This window comes from Paenibacillus sonchi, assembly GCF_016772475.1.
In the GTDB taxonomy this organism is placed as follows: Bacteria; Bacillota; Bacilli; order Paenibacillales; family Paenibacillaceae; genus Paenibacillus_AQ; species Paenibacillus_AQ sonchi.
On sequence record NZ_CP068595.1, the window covers coordinates 2846049 to 2864430 of the forward strand.

The 18382-nt window shown below is 51.4% G+C and carries 15 protein-coding genes and 1 pseudogene; 14 read left to right on the forward strand and 2 right to left on the reverse strand.

Annotation, left to right across the window (positions count from 1 at the left end; all coding sequences use genetic code 11):
- Window positions 1–19: 19 nt before the first annotated feature.
- A complete protein-coding gene (locus tag JI735_RS12990; protein WP_202677452.1) occupies window positions 20–901 on the reverse strand; it encodes a LysR family transcriptional regulator in 882 nt (293 codons plus the stop codon).
- A 99-nt stretch (window positions 902–1000) separates the two neighbouring features.
- On the opposite strand from JI735_RS12990, the gene zwf reads away from it, so the two are divergent.
- From zwf to JI735_RS13050, 12 genes and pseudogenes are all read left to right on the forward strand, one after another.
- The gene (gene zwf / locus JI735_RS12995) at window positions 1001–2512 is read left to right on the forward strand and encodes a glucose-6-phosphate dehydrogenase (protein ID WP_039838258.1); all 1512 of its coding nucleotides are present in this window, start codon (window positions 1001–1003) and stop codon (window positions 2510–2512) included.
- Window positions 2513–2551: 39 nt separating this feature from the next.
- Window positions 2552–3220: a fructose-6-phosphate aldolase gene (fsa, locus tag JI735_RS13000; protein ID WP_020428805.1), complete on the forward strand. Its 669-nt coding sequence runs from the start codon at window positions 2552–2554 to the stop codon at window positions 3218–3220.
- A 30-nt stretch (window positions 3221–3250) separates the two neighbouring features.
- Window positions 3251–4666 carry an NADP-dependent phosphogluconate dehydrogenase gene (gene gndA, locus JI735_RS13005; RefSeq protein WP_039838260.1) on the forward strand — a complete coding sequence of 472 codons (1416 nt, stop codon included), beginning with the start codon at window positions 3251–3253 and terminating at the stop codon, window positions 4664–4666.
- A gap of 191 nt (window positions 4667–4857) precedes the next feature.
- Window positions 4858–5340, forward strand: coding sequence for a VOC family protein (locus tag JI735_RS13010; RefSeq protein WP_039838261.1), 483 nt, complete (start codon window positions 4858–4860; stop codon window positions 5338–5340).
- Between the two features lie 224 nt (window positions 5341–5564).
- Window positions 5565–6926, forward strand: coding sequence for an amino acid permease (locus tag JI735_RS13015; RefSeq protein WP_039838262.1), 1362 nt, complete (start codon window positions 5565–5567; stop codon window positions 6924–6926).
- A 143-nt stretch (window positions 6927–7069) separates the two neighbouring features.
- A complete protein-coding gene (locus tag JI735_RS13020; protein WP_039838263.1) occupies window positions 7070–8296 on the forward strand; it encodes a GGDEF domain-containing protein in 1227 nt (408 codons plus the stop codon).
- Window positions 8297–8764: 468 nt separating this feature from the next.
- Complete coding sequence (locus JI735_RS13025; protein ID WP_039838264.1) at window positions 8765–10504, forward strand: peptide-binding protein; 1740 nt, start codon at window positions 8765–8767, stop codon at window positions 10502–10504.
- Window positions 10505–10621: 117 nt separating this feature from the next.
- A complete protein-coding gene (locus JI735_RS13030) occupies window positions 10622–11593 on the forward strand; it encodes an ABC transporter permease (RefSeq protein ID WP_020428793.1) in 972 nt (323 codons plus the stop codon).
- A 41-nt stretch (window positions 11594–11634) separates the two neighbouring features.
- The gene (locus tag JI735_RS13035; RefSeq protein ID WP_051052186.1) at window positions 11635–12570 is read left to right on the forward strand and encodes an ABC transporter permease; all 936 of its coding nucleotides are present in this window, start codon (window positions 11635–11637) and stop codon (window positions 12568–12570) included.
- Window positions 12537–13553 (forward strand): ABC transporter ATP-binding protein, encoded by a 1017-nt coding sequence (locus JI735_RS13040; RefSeq protein ID WP_039838266.1) that lies wholly within the window; start codon window positions 12537–12539, stop codon window positions 13551–13553. The genes JI735_RS13035 and JI735_RS13040 overlap by 34 nt, the downstream gene beginning before the upstream one ends.
- A pseudogene (locus JI735_RS13045) lies at window positions 13550–14571 on the forward strand (ABC transporter ATP-binding protein). The gene JI735_RS13040 and the pseudogene JI735_RS13045 overlap by 4 nt, the downstream one beginning before the upstream one ends.
- Window positions 14572–14755: 184 nt before the next feature.
- Window positions 14756–15409: a M48 family metallopeptidase gene (locus JI735_RS13050; RefSeq protein ID WP_039838271.1), complete on the forward strand. Its 654-nt coding sequence runs from the start codon at window positions 14756–14758 to the stop codon at window positions 15407–15409.
- On the opposite strand, the gene JI735_RS13055 is transcribed toward JI735_RS13050, so the two are convergent.
- Window positions 15406–15975, reverse strand: coding sequence for a GNAT family N-acetyltransferase (locus tag JI735_RS13055; RefSeq protein ID WP_039838268.1), 570 nt, complete (start codon window positions 15973–15975; stop codon window positions 15406–15408). The two genes, JI735_RS13050 and JI735_RS13055, sit on opposite strands and share 4 nt — an antisense overlap.
- Window positions 15976–16242: 267 nt before the next feature.
- On the opposite strand from JI735_RS13055, the gene JI735_RS13060 reads away from it, so the two are divergent.
- Window positions 16243–18171 carry an asparagine synthase-related protein gene (locus tag JI735_RS13060; RefSeq protein ID WP_039838269.1) on the forward strand — a complete coding sequence of 643 codons (1929 nt, stop codon included), beginning with the start codon at window positions 16243–16245 and terminating at the stop codon, window positions 18169–18171.
- A gap of 29 nt (window positions 18172–18200) precedes the next feature.
- Window positions 18201–18326 (forward strand): paeninodin family lasso peptide, encoded by a 126-nt coding sequence (locus JI735_RS13065; protein ID WP_020426161.1) that lies wholly within the window; start codon window positions 18201–18203, stop codon window positions 18324–18326.
- Window positions 18327–18382 lie beyond the last annotated feature (56 nt).

The following is an 18382-nucleotide window of genomic DNA, read 5'->3' on the forward strand; positions in this document are numbered from 1 at the left end:
GCGCCTCCCCCGGGCCGCTCTACTTTGTTAGCTCAATGAACTTGCTGGCCGCAGTCGTCAGCGGCATGTTGCGCATGGTCATCATGCCCACCTGGGCAGGGGGGAGCTGTACGTCGAGCTTAATTTCGAAGAGGGAGCCCTCTTCCAGCTCCTTGGACACGAATTCCCGCGTGACGAAGGAGATGCCGAGTCCTTTGCGGGCAAATTCGATCAGCAGGCCCACGCTGCCTACCTCGAATTCCGGCTTCAGCTCGTAGCCGTAACCCCGGAACAAGTCTGTAATGGCCATCCGTGCACGGCTGCTGCGGGAGAAGAGGATGATGGGATATTGAAGCAGCTCTTCAATAGAGAGCACCTTCTGATTCAGCCCGGCATAGTGGCTGCCCGCAATGAAGCAGTCCTGGAGCTGAAGCCCCTGCCGCACTTCAAGCTGGGGATCGGCGATCGGCATGCGCACCACGCCCAGGTCAACGAGGCCCTCTTTTAAATAAGAGATGACTTCGGGTGTAGTCCCGTGGATCAGATGCAGCCGGATGCCGGGGTAGCGCTGGTGAAAGACTTCGATGAAGGGCAGCAGATAATGCTTGAACAGGGAATCACTGCCGCCAATCCGCAGCTCGCCGTTGTCGAGGTTTTTGAGTTCGGCCATCTTCTTCTCGGCCTGGGTGATGAGAATGTGCGACTGCTCGATATAGGAGTACAAGGTGGCCCCCTCCGGTGTCAGTACCACGCCTTTGGAATTCCGGGTAAACAGGGTCAGGCCAAAGCTGTCTTCCAGTTGCTTGATCGCATGGCTGACGCTGGGCTGGGTAATGTAGAGGGATTTGGCGGCCTGGGTCAGGCTTCCGGTCTTTGCTGCCCAGTAAAAAACCTTATACAGCTCAAAGTTGTTCATAGACATGGTCTATAGCTCCTGTGAAATATATTAATTACTTGCATGGTTCGTATTTGTATTATAGTGTACTCAGGAAAGATAAACCAGAGCAGAAGGAGAATGGAGATGGAGGCAACTACATTTGTTTTGTTTGGAGCGACAGGAGATTTGGCCCGAAGAAAGATCTATCCTGCGCTGTATAATTTATATCTCGACCACAAGCTGCACCATTCATTCTCTGTGATTGGTCTTGGCAGAAGAGAAGTGGCTGATGAAGCCTTTCAGGCTATGGTGGAGCGGTCGATCCGGGATTTTTCCCGGCGGGAAGTGAATGATTCTGCGTCCGTGCGCGGCTTCCTGAAGGCCTTCCGATATAATGTGCTGGATGTGGGGCACACAGAAGATTATCTTAAGCTGCTGCAGCGGGTTGAACAGCTGGAAGCGGACATGGGCAGTTCCCCGAACCGGATGTTCTATTTATCCGTCGGCCCTGAGTTTTTTGAACCCATTGCCTTGAATATCAAGGAGAGCGGTCTGGGTGCCGCCAAGGGCTGGAAACGCCTGGTGATTGAAAAGCCCTTCGGCCATGATCTGCAGTCAGCCCAGGAGCTGAATCTGAAGCTGAGCGAGGCTTTTACCGAGGATGAAATTTTCCGGATCGACCATTACCTGGGCAAACCGATGGTGCAGGAGCTGGATGTGTTCCAGCAGACGAATCCGGTGCTTCATGCCCTCTGGAACAACCGCTACATTGCCAATGTGCAGATTACCGCAGGCGAAACGGTGGGTGTGGAAGAAAGAGCGGGGTACTACGATCACGTGGGTGCGCTGAGAGACATGTTCCAGAATCATATGCTCCAGCTGCTGATGATGCTGGCGATCCGCCTGCCGAAAGACAGCACAGCAGACGAAGTGCGCTTCAAAAAGAAAGAAGTGATGGAGTCCCTGGAGCCACTGGAAGAAGCCGATGTCCAGTTCAATGTAATCCGCGGGCAGTATACCGCAGGTACCATCCAGGGCAAGCCGGCGCTGGGCTACACCGCTGAACCGGGAATTCCGGCCGATTCACAGAACGATACCTTTATTGCCGCCAGATTGCAGATTGACGATCCCTTCTGGAAGGGTGTGCCTTTCTATATCCGGACCGGGAAGAGAATGAAAGAGAAATCGACGCGTATTGTCATTGAGTTCAAAGAGCCGCTTAAGCAGAACTCGTCAGCCGCCGAGGATGATATTCCTAATCTGCTGGTGTTCGAGATCAGTCCGAACGAGGGAATAACGCTGCAGCTCAAGGCCAGAGATCCCCAGCACAAAGGGAAGTTCAAAGCGATGCACATTGATTTTCATACCAGCTCTATTGAAGTGCCGGAGGCTTATGAAAATCTGATTTATGATGCGCTGCACGGAGATCCGTCGTTCTTTGCGCATTGGAATGAGGTGGAGCTGTCCTGGAAATGGGTGCAGCCGATCCTGAATGCTTTTGCCAAGAATAGCGTTCCTCTCTATCATTATGCAGCCGGGACGTTTGGACCTGCCGAATCAGACCAGCTGCTTGCAGAGAACGGGCATCACTGGTGGCTTGACTCTGCCGTGGATGAAGAAAGCGAGCTTGCGCTGCCTGTTGCTTCAAATTTTTAATACTACAATTAGTTCAACTAAAAATGGAGGATTAAGAATATGAAATTTTTTATCGATACCGCTAATGTGGAAGACATCAAAAAAGCATACCAAATCGGTGTTTTGTCCGGAGTCACAACGAATCCATCCCTGGTTGCCAAAGAAGGCGTGAAATTCGAAGACCGCATTGCAGAGATTCTGCGCACCGTGCCTGAGGTGGAGTCTGTGTCTGCCGAAGTGACGCCGGATGCTGTCACCGCTGAAGAGATGATCGCACAGGCGAATGAGCTGATCAAGATCAACAACTATGACAAAAACATCACGATCAAGCTCCCGATGACGCTCGCAGGTCTGGAGGCCTGCCGTTACCTCACTCAAAAAGGTGTAAAAACCAACGTTACGCTAATCTTCACTGTGAACCAGGCGCTGCTCGCTGCCCGTGCAGGAGCTACCTATGTATCGCCGTTCCTGGGCCGTCTGGATGATATCTCCGAGGATGGAGTCCAATTGATCGTAAAAGTTGCCGAGCTGTTCCGCATTCACAACCTGGACGCGCAGATTATCGCAGCTTCGGTCCGCCATCCGGACCACGTAACCCGCGTAGCCATGGCTGGTGCGCATATTGCCACCATTCCGTTCAGCGTAATCGAGCAAATCTCCAAGCACCCGCTGACCGATCAGGGGCTGGAGAAATTCGCTGCCGACTGGAAAAAAGCGCCGCAGGTTTAATTCAGCACATATCATAGGAGGTTATGAACGATGGGGAAACAGCAGATTGGTGTGGTCGGATTAGCCGTTATGGGGAAGAATCTGGCCTTGAATATGGAGAGCAAAGGGTTTTCAGTGGCCCTCTACAACCGTTCCCGGGAGAAGACGGATGAACTGCTTGCGGAAGCAGCAGACAAAAACTTCACAGGTGCCTACAGCATCGAAGAGTTTGTCCAGTCCCTGGAGACGCCGCGCAAAATCATGATTATGGTCAAGGCCGGCAAGCCGACAGATGATACGATTCAGCAGCTGGTGCCGCATCTGTCGCCAGGGGATATCCTGATTGACGGCGGCAACGCCTTTTTCCCGGATACGCAAAGACGGAACAAGGAGCTTCAGGCCCAAGGCTTCCGCTTCATCGGGGCCGGGGTATCCGGCGGTGAAGAAGGGGCGCTGAAAGGACCGGCCATCATGCCGGGCGGGCAAAAGGACGCCTACGAGCTGGTAGAACCGATCCTGACGGCCATTTCGGCCAAAGTGGACGGGGACCCTTGTTCGACCTACATCGGCGAAGATGGTGCCGGGCACTATGTCAAAATGGTGCATAACGGCATTGAATACGGCGACATGCAGCTCATCGGTGAAGCGTATCAACTGCTGAAGGATGTACTCGGCCTGGATACCGCTGAACTGCATGAGATTTTCTCGGAATGGAACCGCGGGGAGCTAAGCAGCTATCTGATTGAAATCACGGCAGATATTTTTGCCAAAGCTGACCCGGATACCGGCAAACCGATGGTTGATGTAATCCTGGATTCCGCCGGACAAAAGGGAACAGGCAAATGGACGAGCCAAAATGCCCTCGATCTGGGTGTTCCATTGTCCATCATTACCGAATCCGTCTTTGCCCGGTTCATCTCAGCGATGAAGGAAGAACGTGTGGCTGCAAGCAAACGCCTGAAGGGGCCTGCGGTCAAGGGGTATGACGGCGATGCCAAGGAGTTCATCGAGGCGGTCCGCAAAGCGCTGTATGCCAGCAAAATCGCCTCCTACGCCCAGGGCTTTGCCCAAATGAGAGTGGCTTCGGATGAGTATAACTGGAACCTCAACTATGGCAGCATTGCGATGATTTTCCGCGGGGGCTGCATTATCCGCGCAGGCTTCCTGCAAAATATCAAGGACGCCTATGACCGCGATCCTGAACTCAAGAACCTGTTCCTGGATGAGTACTTCAGCAGCGTGGTGCACAACTACCAGGAAGCCTGGAGAGATGTGGTGGCGCTTGCCGTCAAAAGAGGAATCCCGGTTCCGGCGTTTGCCTCCGGACTGGCCTATTATGACAGCTACCGTTCGGAACGTCTTCCGGCCAACCTGCTGCAGGCGCAAAGAGATTATTTTGGAGCGCATACCTTTGAACGGCTGGATCAGCCGGGAAGCTTCCATTTTCAATGGATGGACCAGAATTAATCAGATAAGATTAAACCATAAAGCCCGGGCCTGCGCCCGGGCTTTTTTTGGCATATCAGAAAGTTATATATTTCCGGTCCCTTTTTTTAGCAATCCATAAGAAATTAAGCCGGCTATTTGGTCTATAATGAAGAGGAACGTCTGGCAGTGGAGCATTCCAGCTGCAATAGAACATTCAGGAGGGATCTGTTATGCCGAAAATTGTTACGAATCTATGGTTCGATACGGAAGCGGAAGAAGCGGCGAAATATTACACCTCGATTTTCAAAAATTCCCGGATCACAAATACCGCATATTATGGTGAAGGCGGCAGGCGTCCTGCCGGGACGGTGCTGACGGTGACGTTTGAACTGGACGGACAAGTATACACCGCGCTGAACGGCGGCCCTGAATTCAAGTTTACGGAAGCGATTTCCCTGTTGGTGAACTGCGAGGGGCAGGAGGAAGTCGACGAGCTGTGGGAAAAGCTGTCCGCAGGCGGCACGGAAGGGCCGTGCGGATGGCTGAAAGACAGATACGGCTTATCGTGGCAGATTTTCCCGACTATTCTGGGAGAGCTGCTGAACGATCCCGATCCCGTCAAAGCACAAAGAGTCATGCAGGCAATGCTGCAAATGAGCAAGCTGGACATTGCCGCTCTGAAGCGGGCGCATGAGGGCAGCGGTTTGGAGTGAACCCGATTAATAATCCTGTAGTCCAAAAGATGCGGCAGCCGCATCTTTTTCTGTATTTAATTGGATGCCCCCTCGCTGTTGTTCGCTATTGTCATTCCACATGAATTCCCGTACAATTCTACAAGGTAATCCTTCAGCGCGTTAATGAATATCACAGCGTTGGAGCTTACTTACATAGTATGATAGCTGCACATAAGAGAGACATATGAAGGGGAGCGTTCTTGTTGGAAGCTAAGCAATTAAACAGGGGTCTTAAGACAAGGCATATTGAACTGATTGCACTCGGGGGGACCATTGGTGTGGGCCTCTTTATGGGATCGGCCAGCACGATCAAATGGGCAGGGCCTTCAGTGCTGCTGGCTTATCTGCTGGCGGGAATCATCATGTTTTTTGTTATGCGCATTATGGGGGAGATGCTGGTGCTGGAACCGGTGACCGGCTCTTTCGCTACGTTTGCTCACAAGTATATTCATCCGCTTGCGGGTTTTATGACCGCCTGGAGCTACTGGTTCCTGTGGGTTACGGTAGGGATGGCGGAAGTTACGGCAATCGGGATCTATGTGGGCTACTGGTTTCCGGGGATTCCGCAATGGCTGCCGGCATTGGCAGGTGTAGGGATTATCGCGGCGGCTAATCTGGCGGCGGTGAAGTTCTATGGAGAATTTGAATTCTGGTTCGCCATGATCAAGGTGGTGGCCATTGCGGTAATGCTCGTGCTGGGCACTGGGATGATCTTTTTTGGTCTGGGTAATGGAGGGCATCCCATAGGCCTTTCCAACCTATACAGCCACGGTGGTTTTTTTGCCGGGGGCTTGAAGGGTTTTCTGTTTGCGCTTTGCATCGTCACGGCCGCCTATCAAGGGATTGAACTGGTGGGGATTACGGCCGGAGAAGCCGAGAATCCGAAATATACGCTGCAAAAAGCGATCAAAAACATCATCTGGCGCATTCTGATTTTTTACGTGGGCGCGGTCTTTGTGATTGTCACGATCTATCCTTGGGATCAGGTGGGGGAAATCGGCAGTCCGTTTGTTTTGACCTTTGCCAAGGTGGGGATTGTGGCTGCGGCGGGCATCATTAATTTTGTGGTGCTGACCGCCGCCATGTCCGGCTGCAACAGCGGAATTTACAGTGCGGGAAGAATGCTGTATACGCTGGCGAAGAACGGACAGGCCCCGAAGTTTTTTGGCAAAGTCTCGAAGACCGGTGTACCGAGGAACAGTATTATCACGACAATCGCCCTGCTGCTGCTGGGTGTTCTGTTCAACTATCTGATGCCTGACTCCAAGCTGTTTCTGTACATATACAGTGCCAGTATTCTTCCGGGAATGGTGCCGTGGTTTGCACTCGCGGTCAGCCAGTTCCGGTTCCGGGCGAAATGGCGAAGCGAAATGGGCGCGCATCCGTTCAAGTCACTGTTCTTTCCGGTCAGCAACTATATCACGGTAATCTTTCTGTCGCTGGTGCTGGTCGGCATGTGGTTTAATCCGGATACCCGCACTCCCCTGATTGTCGGCGCAGTCTTTATTCTAATGGTCATTGCCGGATATTATGTGTTCGGGATTGGCAGAGGCCAGCAGCGTTAACAGGGAATGCCATGCGCTGGTCAAGCTGGCGCGCTGTAATTTATTAATAAATCCAGAGTGCCTGGTTCACTTTATTTAGCAGCTCAATACAACCGATATTAATATGGAGCCTTGAGAAAACTCCATGAAAGGAATTATTGAGCTTGAAGACTACGATCAAAGCAGCCTTATCCAGAACTCTGCCATTTATAGTGATGGCGGCAGCCTACTTTTTGTACACAAAAATTAATAAAATGTCCAATCCGCAGGTAGAGGCCATAGGTTTTTCCCCGTATGCGATTTTTTTTGTAGGGGCCGTATTATCCTGGAAATTTAACCGGAGCCGGGAATTTTACATTCTGCTGATTCTTGCGCTTTGTATCGCGTCCATGGCCTATTTGCCGGAGATTTCAGGTACAGCCCTGCGGAGCGGAGATGTTTATTCCATTATCTGTATGGTGATTCCGCTGAACATTGCGCTGTTTTCCTTTTTTAAGGAGAGGGGCATCATCAGCTTATGGGGGGGCTTGCGGATGGCTCTGATCCTGGGGCAATGCCTGTTTCTGTTCTGGCAGATGGAGTCGGGAGAAAGAGAATGGCTGCACCTGTTTAATAAAGAGGTGGTGCCTGTAGATCTCTACGCCGTAACTCCCATACCGCAGCTGTCTGTGATTACGTTTGTGATTGCCTTTGCCATCCTGCTGGTCAGGGCAATCGTATACCGGTCCTCTTCGCAGGAAATTTCATTCATAAGTGTCTTATTAGCCATATTTTACGTGCTGCACCAGAACAATAACCCGCTGCTGTATTCAATAATATTTGCTGCTTCAGGGATTGTTTTCATTATTTCGATCATACAGGATTCGTACTCGATGGCTTTTTCCGATGAGCTGACGGGTCTGCCTTCACGGCGGGCGCTGAAGCAGGATATGATGAAGCTGGGCTTTAACTATACAATCGCCATGCTGGACATTGATTTTTTCAAAAAATTCAATGATACCTATGGACATGACACGGGTGATGAAGTACTGAGACTGGTGGCTTCCAACATAAAGGAGGTTACGGGCGGAGGGAGAGCCTTCCGCTATGGCGGAGAGGAATTTACTATTCTTTTTCCGGGTAAAACCATAAGTGATGTGCTTCCCCATCTCGAAGAGCTGCGGGAGAAAATATCCAAACAGGCCTTCACCATACGCGCCAAGGGCAGATCCAAAAACAAGTCTTCAAAAAGGTCTTCCAGTACTAGGACCTCCAAGCAAATATACATAACCGTAAGCATCGGTGTCTCTCAAAAGAATGAGAAATACAAAACCACGGAAACCGTGATGAAATCGGCAGACACTGCTTTATACCGCGCGAAGAAAAAGGGCAGGAATTGTGTGAGCAAATAAAAGGGGATAAAGCGAACAGCGGAGAAGGGAGATACCCTAGCGGCTGTTCGCTTCTTTTTTGTGTGTGATATGAATATATATATCCATAAAAATATCACATGTAATTAACACAGTTAAATCAAACGGCTGTTATCTAAACTCTCTTTATTTTAACTTTTAATGGTATTAATGATTTAGTCAGGAAATACATTGGAATGAAAAGGAATTATACTACATTAAATAGAAATAAGACAAGGTAAATAACGGTTAAAAAAGATATTGACGTAAGAAAATTTAACATGTAATATAAACCATAATTTATATGGGAAAGCTAGCTTCCCGGCCTGAGTTGTTTCTGTTGGTAATTGACCTGTGGTCTATTTCAGGGGATGACGACTTAATCGTAAAAGAATTTTTTGTGAGGTATTGTTACATACCTTGAAGGCTGTTGGACTTCTGATTTGATCTAACTAAGGAGGAGTACATCGAATGGCAAAAAAGAGAAAATGGTGGTCTGGATTACTGGTTTTATCTCTAGTAGGGGTTCTATTCACAGGTTGCAGTACAAATAACACCGCAACTAATTCACCTAATGCTACGGCAGAGAGTTCTGCCCCTGCCGCAAGTGAAGCTCCCGCAGCTTCCGAACCGGCTGCAGGCGCCCCGGTGGACGGCGGCACGCTGGTTATGAGCTCATTTTCCGATATCGTCAATATTAATCCTCTTATGATTAACGACACTTCTTCCGGTGATATAGCGGAATTCGTATTTTCCAAACTTTATAATTTGGACCGCGAAGGAAATGTAAAGGCAGAGCCTTGGTCTCTGGCAGCGGATGTGCCGGAAATCTCTGCGGATGGATTGACTTATACTGTGAAGTTGAAAGACGGCATCAAATGGAGCGATGGCCAGCCGGTCACTGCAGACGATGTGGTATTTACGGTTGATATGGCGAAGAATCCGGAAACCGGATCACCGCTTACAAGTCAATTCGACAAGGTAAAGACCGTTGAGAAAGTCGATGACAAGACAGTGAAGTTCACAATGAAGCAAGTGTATGCGCCATTCTTGTACGCCTTGGTTCAGGCTGTTGTACCGGCTCATGTTCTGAAGGATGTCAAGCCGAAAGAAATGCAAACTAATCCCTATGGTACCGACCCGGCTAAAACCGTTACAAACGGACCATGGAAATGGACTTCATGGAAACAGGGAGACAGCCACACCCTTGATGCTGATCCCAACTACTGGGGCGAAGTTAAACCTCACATCGCACAGCTGGTTTATAAAATCTATGCTGACCAGAATACCGAGGTTCAAGCCCTTCTAAAGGGTGACACGGACCAGATCAGTGCCATTCCGGTCACGCAGGTTGAAGCCGTCAGCGCCAACAAAGACATTCATATCATCCAAAAGCCGGGCGCCCAGTATGAATATATAATGTTCAACTTTGATTCCAAGAACTTCAAAGATAATTACGGTCTGTTCGCCGGACAGAAGACCAGACAGGCCATTGCCCATGCACTGAACCGTCAGGGGATGGTCGACAACATTCTGAAGGGTGTCGGCGCACTGATGAATGCACCTTTCCTGCCGGACACTTGGGCTGATCCGGGCGATGCAGCCGTTAACTATGATTACAACGCAGAAACCGCCAAGAAGCTGCTGGCGGAAGACGGATGGGTTGCCGGCAAGGATGGCATTCTTACCAAAGATGGGCACCGTTTCTCCTTTGAACTGCAATATAATGCGGGCAACAGCCGCCGTGAGCAGGTTGCTGCAGTCATTCAGCAGAACCTGAAGGAAGTCGGCATTGAAGTTACACCGAAGGCCATTGACTTTGCGGCCTGGATTGACCAGAACGTAACACCGGGCAAATTCCAAGCCCTGCTGTTAGCATGGTCCCTGAACACTCCTGACCCGGATTCAGAGAGCGTCTTCTCCTCCAAGTATTTCCCGCCTGCCGGACAGAACAGCGGCTGGTATAAGAATGAGAAGCTGGATCAGCTGTGGGTAGACGGATATTCTACCGTTGACCAGGCAAAGCGCAAAGAAATTTATAAAGAAGTAGGTAAAGAAATCTCTACCGACCTGCCTTACGTGTTCCTGTATCAATATGGGCAAGCCATTGGTACGGGGCCTAGAGTCCACTGGGCAGAGGAAGACGCTCCTGAACCTTCACTGGGTTATGGACAGTACTTCCATGCGATCAAATGGTGGGTAACCGACTAAATGAACAGACACAGGAAATAGAATCGCGGGGGAGGAAAGAGAATTCTCTTTCCTCTTCTCCTTTTGTCTTGAAGAGGTCCGTGATCCTATGCCTTACCATCTCTAGGAGGACATTTGATGACAGAATATCTGATTCGTCGCGTATTGCAATCGGTGCTGGTGATCTTTTTGATTACGATACTTACCTTTCTTCTAATTCATGCGGCTCCCGGAGGGCCGACCCAGATGATGCTGTCTCCGGGACTTTCACCGGAAGTCTTCAAGCAGCAAGCGCATAATCTCGGCCTGGACCAGCCTGTCCCTGTGCAGTATGTGCGCTGGATTAGCGGCTTGCTGCAGGGAGACCTGGGTTATACTTTTAAAAATCACCTGCCGGTTGCGGATTTGCTATGGCCCCGTATCGGCAATACCTTCATTCTCATGGGGGCAGCCTGGCTGTTATCCCTAATCATTGCGATTCCCTGGGGGATCTATAACAGCACCAAAGTATATGGGTTGTCCGACCAGTCGGCCTCCTTCATCTCTTATCTCGGCTTTGCGATGCCAACGTTCTGGTTCGGGATACTGCTGCAGCAGTGGTTTTCCCTGAAGCTGAACTGGTTTCCTCTATCCGATATGCATACAAGAGGGAAAGAAGGGGATATCGGCGACTTGCTCATGCACCTTGTGCTGCCGGTAACGGTGCTGTCACTGGGTTTTCTTGCGTCTTACATGAAATATGCACGGGCAAGCATGCTTGAAGTACTGGACCAGGATTATATCCGTACTGCACGCGCCAAGGGTGTCAAAGAACGGAAAGTCGTCTTCCATCATGCGCTGCGCAATGCGCTTATTCCTATCATTACCATTCTGGGCCTGGATCTTCCTATATTGGTGGCAGGGGCCGCCTTGACGGAGAGTGTATTCAACTGGCCGGGCATGGGACGCTGGTTCGTGCAAATGGCAAGCGAGCGCGAATATTCAGTGCTCATGGCTATAACTATCGTAACGGCGGTTATGGTTGTGCTGGGCAATCTGCTCGCAGATATTTTGTATGCGATAGTAGATCCCCGCGTCAAGCTCGGCAAGCAAGGAGGGAAAGCAGCATGAGTACTAATCCTTCACAATTGCCCGCTGATGCCTTGTCTTCAATGGAAACGAAAAAAGCGGCTGACTTGAAAAAACCTCCGGGTCCCTGGGCCATCTTGTGGAACAAGTTCTCGCACAACCCATACGCCATGAGCGGACTTGCCGTGCTGCTTTTTTTCATAGTGATTGCTGCACTCGCTCCTTTTCTCACTAAATATAAGCCGGAAGCCATTGATTTGATGTTCGCCAACCTGAAGCCCGGAGTGGACGGGCATCTGCTGGGAACAGACGAGCTGGGACGAGATATACTCACCAGACTGCTGTACAGTGCGAGAATCTCCCTGATGATCGGGTTTTCAGTAGCCTTTGCGTCAGTAGCCATCGGTTCGATTATCGGGGCGATATCAGGTTATTTTGGCGGCTGGGTGGATACCGTCTTCATGCGTATTGTGGACGTGATGAACTCCGTTCCTACGCTGTTCCTGAATATACTCGTGCTGGCGATATTCGGCTCCCGGATGGAGTATATGATCATGATTCTGGCCTTGACCAGTTGGATGAGCATTGCCCGGCTGGTCCGGGGGAACTTCCTGCAGCTTAGGGAAATGCAGTATGTCGAGGCGGCCAAAGCGATCGGGGTATCGAGCTGGGGGATTATTTTCCGCCATCTGCTCCGTAACGCAAGCTTCCCGATTATTGTGAATGCGACTCTGATGGTCGGCGGTGCGATTTTAAGTGAATCGGCGTTGTCCTATCTGGGTCTTGGTATCCAGGCTCCGGCTACAAGCTGGGGACTGATGCTCAGCAACGCACAGGAATTCATGCTGATAGATCCGATGCAGGCCGTATATCCGGGTCTGTGCATCCTGCTCGTGGTGCTGGCGGTAAACTTTATCGGCGATGGCATCCGGGATGGACTGGATCCCAGACAGCAATTGACCAAATCCCGGAGGAGGCTGGACAAATGGCGGAAAAATTACTCGAAATCCGGAAACTGACCACCGGCTTTGTAACGGAAAAGGGGCTCGTGAAGGCGACCGACCAAATCTCCATCAATGTGGATAAAGGACAGACGGTATGTCTTGTCGGAGAGTCCGGCAGCGGTAAAAGCGTGACCTCGCTTGCCGTTATGCGGCTTATTGATTACGCCGGCGGAATGATTCTTGAAGGCAATATTAACTTTCATGGACAAGATCTGGCTGTGAAAAAGCAGGAAGAGATGCGTGATATCCGCGGCAACCGGATCGCGATGATTTTTCAGGACCCGATGTCCTCGCTGAATCCGGTATTTACGGTTGGCGAACAGATCGCCGAAAGCCTGCAGCTGCATCAGCAGAAAAGCCCCAAAGAGGCTATGCAAATGGCCATTGATCTGCTGAAGCTGGTCGGGATTCCGGCGCCGGAGATCCGGGCGAGACAGTATCCGCATGAGCTGTCCGGCGGAATGTGCCAACGGATTGTTATCGCTATTGCTCTGGCCTGCAATCCGGAGCTGCTGATCGCCGATGAGCCGACAACGGCCCTCGATGTTACGGTTCAGGCGCAGATTCTGGATTTGCTGCGCAAGCTTCAGGCAGAGCTTGGCATGTCTGTTCTGCTGATCACCCATGATATGGGGGTGGCTGCCGAGATTGCGGACCGTATCGCTGTTATGTATGCGGGAGCTATTGTAGAAGAAGGTACAGTAGAAGAGATTTTTGATCATCCGAGCCATCCGTATACGATTGGTCTGCTGCAATCCATTCCCGGCTTTGAGGGAGGGCGCGGCGGAGAGCTGTATACCATTAAAGGAACGATTCCGCCGATCGGCCAGCTTCCGCCGGGCTGCCGCTTTCATCCGCGCTGTCCGCATGCGATGGAGGTCTGCAGCATGAAGGAGCCGCCGGATTTCATGATTACGGATGATCACCGTACCGCCTGCTGGCTGTTTCAGGGGAAGCCGGTCCAAGCTGACAACAAAGATGGGGTGAGACAGGCATGACGAATGAGACCGCAGTTAAACCGTTGAATAATGCTGCCTCCGCCGCCGAAGTTCTGGTGGAAGTGAAGGAGATCCGAAAATATTTCCCGATTACCAAAGGCCTGCTTAACCGGACGGTTGGCCAGGTGAAGGCCGTCGATGGTGTTTCCCTGTCTATCCGCAGAGGGGAAACGTTTGGCCTGGTTGGCGAATCCGGCTGCGGCAAATCCACTTTTGGACGGGTGCTGCTCCGGCTGCAAAGCGCCACGGGGGAGAGGTGCTGTTTGGCGGCCGGGATATCCATTCGCTGCGCCATCAGGAGCTGAGGAAGCTGCGCGAGGAGATGCAGATTATTTTTCAGGACCCGTTCGGTTCCTTGAATCCGCGGTTTCTGGTCAAGGATATCATTGGTGAGCCGCTGAGGATACACCGGAACATGACGTCAAGTGAGATCGATGCCAGAGTCGTGGAGCTGATGGAGCTGGTCGGTCTGGATGCTACGCGGAGAAACCGCTACCCGCATGAATTCTCAGGCGGACAACGCCAGCGTATAGGGATCGCGCGCGCGATTGCGCTGAATCCGCAGTTCATTGTTGCCGACGAAGCGGTATCTGCGCTGGACGTATCTGTGCAGTCCCAGGTCATCAACCTGCTGATGAAGCTGCAGAAAGAGCTTGGGCTGACCTTTCTGTTCATTGCGCATGGGCTGAATGTTGTCCGCCATATCTCGGACCGCGTAGGCGTCATGTACCTGGGCAAGCTGGTTGAGGTCGCAGAGACGGAGGCGTTGTTTGCCGCCCCGCTGCATCCGTATACGGCAGCGCTGCTCTCGGCGATTCCCAAGCCGACCCCAAGAAGGAAGCAGGACCGGATTGTGCTGCAGGGTGATGTTCCTTCACCGGCGAACCCGCCGTCCGGGTGCCGGTTCCATACCCGTTGTCCGCTGGCCCAGGAGAAATGCCGCCAGCAGGAGCCGCTGCTTGAAGAACTGCAACCCGGACGAAGGGTAGCCTGCCATTTTCCGCTGGCATCTTCGTAGTACCGGTTTAATCTATCTGAAAGCATAACTAATGTAAAAAGGGGATGCTCCTGAAGCCGTTGTCCGGCTGCGGGAACACCCCCTTTTGGTCGTTTGTACATGGGACAGCTCAAGGCTGGACTTCATATCTACATAGCATTCATGCTAAGCTTAAGGAATCAATCTTACAGAAACGATGGTGGCTATGCAGATTCAACTTGGGGATCAGACCCTGCAGCTTCATGTTCAATACGCCAGACGGAAAAAGATTTCCCTGCAGATCGATATGGTGGGGCTTATTATAGTCAAGGCGCCTACAGGTGCAAGTGAAGAAATGATTCGCAGCGCAGTAGAGCGGCATGGTAAATGGATTCTGGAGAGTCTGCGCAGGAATGCGGCGGCCCGCCGGCTCCCGGCTCCGAAGGAGTACCAGAGGGAAGATAAATTCCTGTACCTGGGGAAGGAGTATCTGCTGCATGAATTGATTAACACGAGTGAGCAGGACGTGGAGAAGCTGAAGCTTGAGCTGAAAAAGTTCTATTTTGCCAGCCTGAAAAAGATTGTTGCCGGGCGGATCACCCGTTATCAAACGGTGCTGAAGGTGAAGCCCAAATCCATTGAAATCGTTGAATCCCGGACCAAATGGGGGAGCTGCAGCGCGGATAAAAAGCTGACCTTCAACTACCGGCTCGCCATGGCGCCGATGGAAGTCATTGACTATGTAATCATTCATGAATTGTGCCATCTGCTGCATATGAATCATGACCGGTCCTTTTGGCGCCGCCTCGGCAGCGTGATGCCGGATTACAAGGAGAAGGAGGCTTTTCTCGCACGGCAGGGGCAGTTTATGACGCTTTAGTACTCCACTCCCCGGACCTTGGAAAAAAGCAGGGTATCTCTCAGTGTTCCCGCCACATCCCGCTTGTCATTACGTATAATGCCCTCCAGGGTGAAGCCCAGACGCTCAGCTACGCGTGCACTCTGTGTATTGCGTGAGTCACACCGGATTTCGATCCGGTTAGCCCCCAGCTCCCTAATTGCGTATTCTGCAATCGCAGCTACCGCCTCGCTAATATACCCTTGTCTGCTGCACGATGTCCGTACCCAATACCCGATTTCGAACTTGCGCGTCTGCCAGTCTATCCGGTGCAAGCCGCTGCTGCCCACAAGCTGTCCCGTTTCCTTATTAAATAAAAGCAGTCTAAGATCTTTACGCTCCAGGAACTGCAAATGTGACCGCCGGATGCTGGCTTCAGATTCTTCAGCAGTGGGGGCTATTTGTGCCCAGGGCATCCATGGACGCAATTCTGCAAGACTTTCGTGTACGGCCTCGTTAACAGCAGCCCCGTCTCCCCATTGTGCTGCACGGATCAGCAAACGGCTGCTTGTGAAGCTTCCGGGAATATTCAATAAAATTGGCTCCATCTGATCTGGTTCTATGGTCTCAACTCCTGGAAAGGGTTTTCAATTCAATAGATTATAGTCTTTCTGCCTATGTTCATAACAAATATAAAATATATTGTCAATACGCTAAAGGATACCAAAAAGTAGTCGGTGGTGTTATTCACAATTTTAGGGAAGGGCGTTATCTTATATATAAAGAAACGTTCTTAATTAAGAACCAGTAAAAAAGCTCTAATGGGTGCTTTTCAGCAGCCCGGAGAAGGCTTTTGAACCAGGTGGGGGCTTGCCATGAGCGCGATTGCGGGAATCTATCATTTACAGCATCAACCTCTGGACCCTAAGCAGGGACCTGATCTTATGCAGCAGCTCAGCCGCTATCCGGCCGATGAGATCAGGACATGGCAGAGCACGGATGTATTCCTGGGCTGCCTGTCGCAGTGGGTTACGCCACAATCCCTCGGAGAGACGCTTCCTTACTATGATTCTATGCGGAAGCTGGCTATTACGGCCGACGCTATTATTGATAACCGTGAAGAGTTGTTCGAACGGCTTCAGGTGCCGCGCGGGGATAGGGTCTCTATGCCGGACAGTCTGCTTATTTTACTGGCCTATGAGAAATGGGGCGAGCAGGCACCGGTCTATCTAGTCGGTGACTTTGCCTTTATGATCTGGGATGAACGGAAGCGGGCGCTGTTCGGGGCCAGAGACTTCTCGGGGAACCGCACGTTGTACTTTCTCCGGTCCGGAGGGCTGTTATCTTTTTGTACTGTCATTCATCCGCTCCTGTCGATGCCGGGGGCAGACCGGACACTGAATGAACGTTGGGCCTCCGAGTTCCTGGCGATCCATACGCGTACCGATGTTTCGGACCAGTACTCCACAGTCTATCAGTCCATCGAACAACTGCCGCCGTCCCATTCGATTTCCGTAAGCGGCGGTAATATCCTATTCTCCCGCTACTGTACACTGCAGGCTCCGCCCGAGCTGCGGCTGCGGTCAGATCAGGAGTATGAGGAAGCCTTTCGTGAGGTGTTCGGGCAAGCGGTCCGGGACAGGCTCCGGACGTTTCGCGCGGTTGGAGCCAACCTTAGCGGAGGCCTCGATTCCGGATCGGTAGTCAGCTTCGCCGCTGGAGAGCTTCGCCGCCAGGGCCAGCCGCTGCATACCTTCAGTTCCTATCCGGTGGATAACTTTGTCGATTTCAACATCGGCAAACGTATCGCCGATGAGCGTCCCTATATCCAGGAAACCATCGATTATGTCGGGAATATTCAGCCTAACTTTTTGAATTTTCCCGATCTGAGCCCTTACAGTGAAATTGATGATTGGCTGGATATTATGGAGATGCCTTATAAATTTATTGAAAATTCCTATTGGCTCAAAGGGATCTTTGAGCAGGCGCAGATGAAGAACATCGGTGTGCTGCTCAGCGGACAGAGAGGCAACTGGACCATTTCCTGGGGCCCTGCACTGGATTATCAGGCTAAGCTGATTCGTGAATTCCGCTGGATCTCCTTTTACCGGGAAAACCGGAAGTACAATGAGTCGATGGGGGCAAACCGCAGAAAAGTATTTCAAATTGTCGGCAAAAAAGCCTTCCCGTCGCTGACTGGGCTGCTGCCGGCTAAGCACGAAGCTCCGCCTGATCTGATTCACCCTGATTTCGCAAGGCGTACAGAAGTGGACGAACGGCTGAAGGCGCTGGGGATTAACAGTGGCTCTTCCCAGACCATCTACGATATCCGGCGCAAGCATTTTGAACAGCCGCATGTCTGGAATGTGAATGGGACGATAGCGACGAAGCTGTCACTGAAATACCGGGTGTGGGATCGTGATCCCACGAATGATCTGCGTGTTATCCGTTTCTGCCTGTCCGTGCCGGAAAGCCAGTATGTGCAGCATGGGGTGGACCGCTCGCTGATCCGCAGAGCGATGAAGGGACTGCTGCCGGACGAGGTGCGTCTGAACCGGAAACGGCGCGGTGTTCAGGGGGCGGACGGGATTTACCGGATGCTTCCGAAGTGGGACGCTTTTATTCAGGAGCTTAGAGAGATGATCCAAGACCCCCGCACCTCTGCTTACCTCAATAATACCGGGCTCGCCGGATGTTTGAACCGGCTGGGTAGTGAGCCCGCACCAAATATGATTTTCAACTCGGATTTTCGCCTTCTGACACGTGGACTTGTGTTTTACCGTTTTCTGAAGCGTTTGTCCTGATGAGGGAATGCTTGAAAGGGGGTGAAAATATGAAAAAGGAATACAGCAAGCCTGCATTGGAAGTACTCGATGTGAAAATGACTATGGCTGGACCTGGTGTTGCTATCGTCGACGCGTTCCAAGATGATCCGGATGAAGTACAACACTACTCCTAGGATGGTTTTGTTCGCCTGGCCCTCGTCTCCCTAGGCTTGCTGAGGGGGACCAGGGC

Excerpts from the sequence above, each read along its gene's own strand:
- JI735_RS12990 (WP_202677452.1), bottom strand. The coding sequence starts at position 901 with ATGTCTATGAACAACTTTGAGCTGTATAAGGTTTTTTACTGGGCAGCA.
- zwf (WP_039838258.1), top strand. The coding sequence starts at position 1,001 with ATGGAGGCAACTACATTTGTTTTGTTTGGAGCGACAGGAGATTTGGCC.
- fsa (WP_020428805.1), top strand. The coding sequence starts at position 2,552 with ATGAAATTTTTTATCGATACCGCTAATGTGGAAGACATCAAAAAAGCA.
- gndA (WP_039838260.1), top strand. The coding sequence starts at position 3,251 with ATGGGGAAACAGCAGATTGGTGTGGTCGGATTAGCCGTTATGGGGAAG.
- JI735_RS13010 (WP_039838261.1), top strand. The coding sequence starts at position 4,858 with ATGCCGAAAATTGTTACGAATCTATGGTTCGATACGGAAGCGGAAGAA.
- JI735_RS13025 (WP_039838264.1), top strand. The coding sequence starts at position 8,765 with ATGGCAAAAAAGAGAAAATGGTGGTCTGGATTACTGGTTTTATCTCTA.
- JI735_RS13030 (WP_020428793.1), top strand. The coding sequence starts at position 10,622 with ATGACAGAATATCTGATTCGTCGCGTATTGCAATCGGTGCTGGTGATC.
- JI735_RS13035 (WP_051052186.1), top strand. The coding sequence starts at position 11,635 with ATGGAAACGAAAAAAGCGGCTGACTTGAAAAAACCTCCGGGTCCCTGG.
- JI735_RS13040 (WP_039838266.1), top strand. The coding sequence starts at position 12,537 with ATGGCGGAAAAATTACTCGAAATCCGGAAACTGACCACCGGCTTTGTA.
- JI735_RS13050 (WP_039838271.1), top strand. The coding sequence starts at position 14,756 with ATGCAGATTCAACTTGGGGATCAGACCCTGCAGCTTCATGTTCAATAC.
- JI735_RS13055 (WP_039838268.1), bottom strand. The coding sequence starts at position 15,975 with ATGGAGCCAATTTTATTGAATATTCCCGGAAGCTTCACAAGCAGCCGT.
- JI735_RS13060 (WP_039838269.1), top strand. The coding sequence starts at position 16,243 with ATGAGCGCGATTGCGGGAATCTATCATTTACAGCATCAACCTCTGGAC.
- JI735_RS13065 (WP_020426161.1), top strand. The coding sequence starts at position 18,201 with ATGAAAAAGGAATACAGCAAGCCTGCATTGGAAGTACTCGATGTGAAA.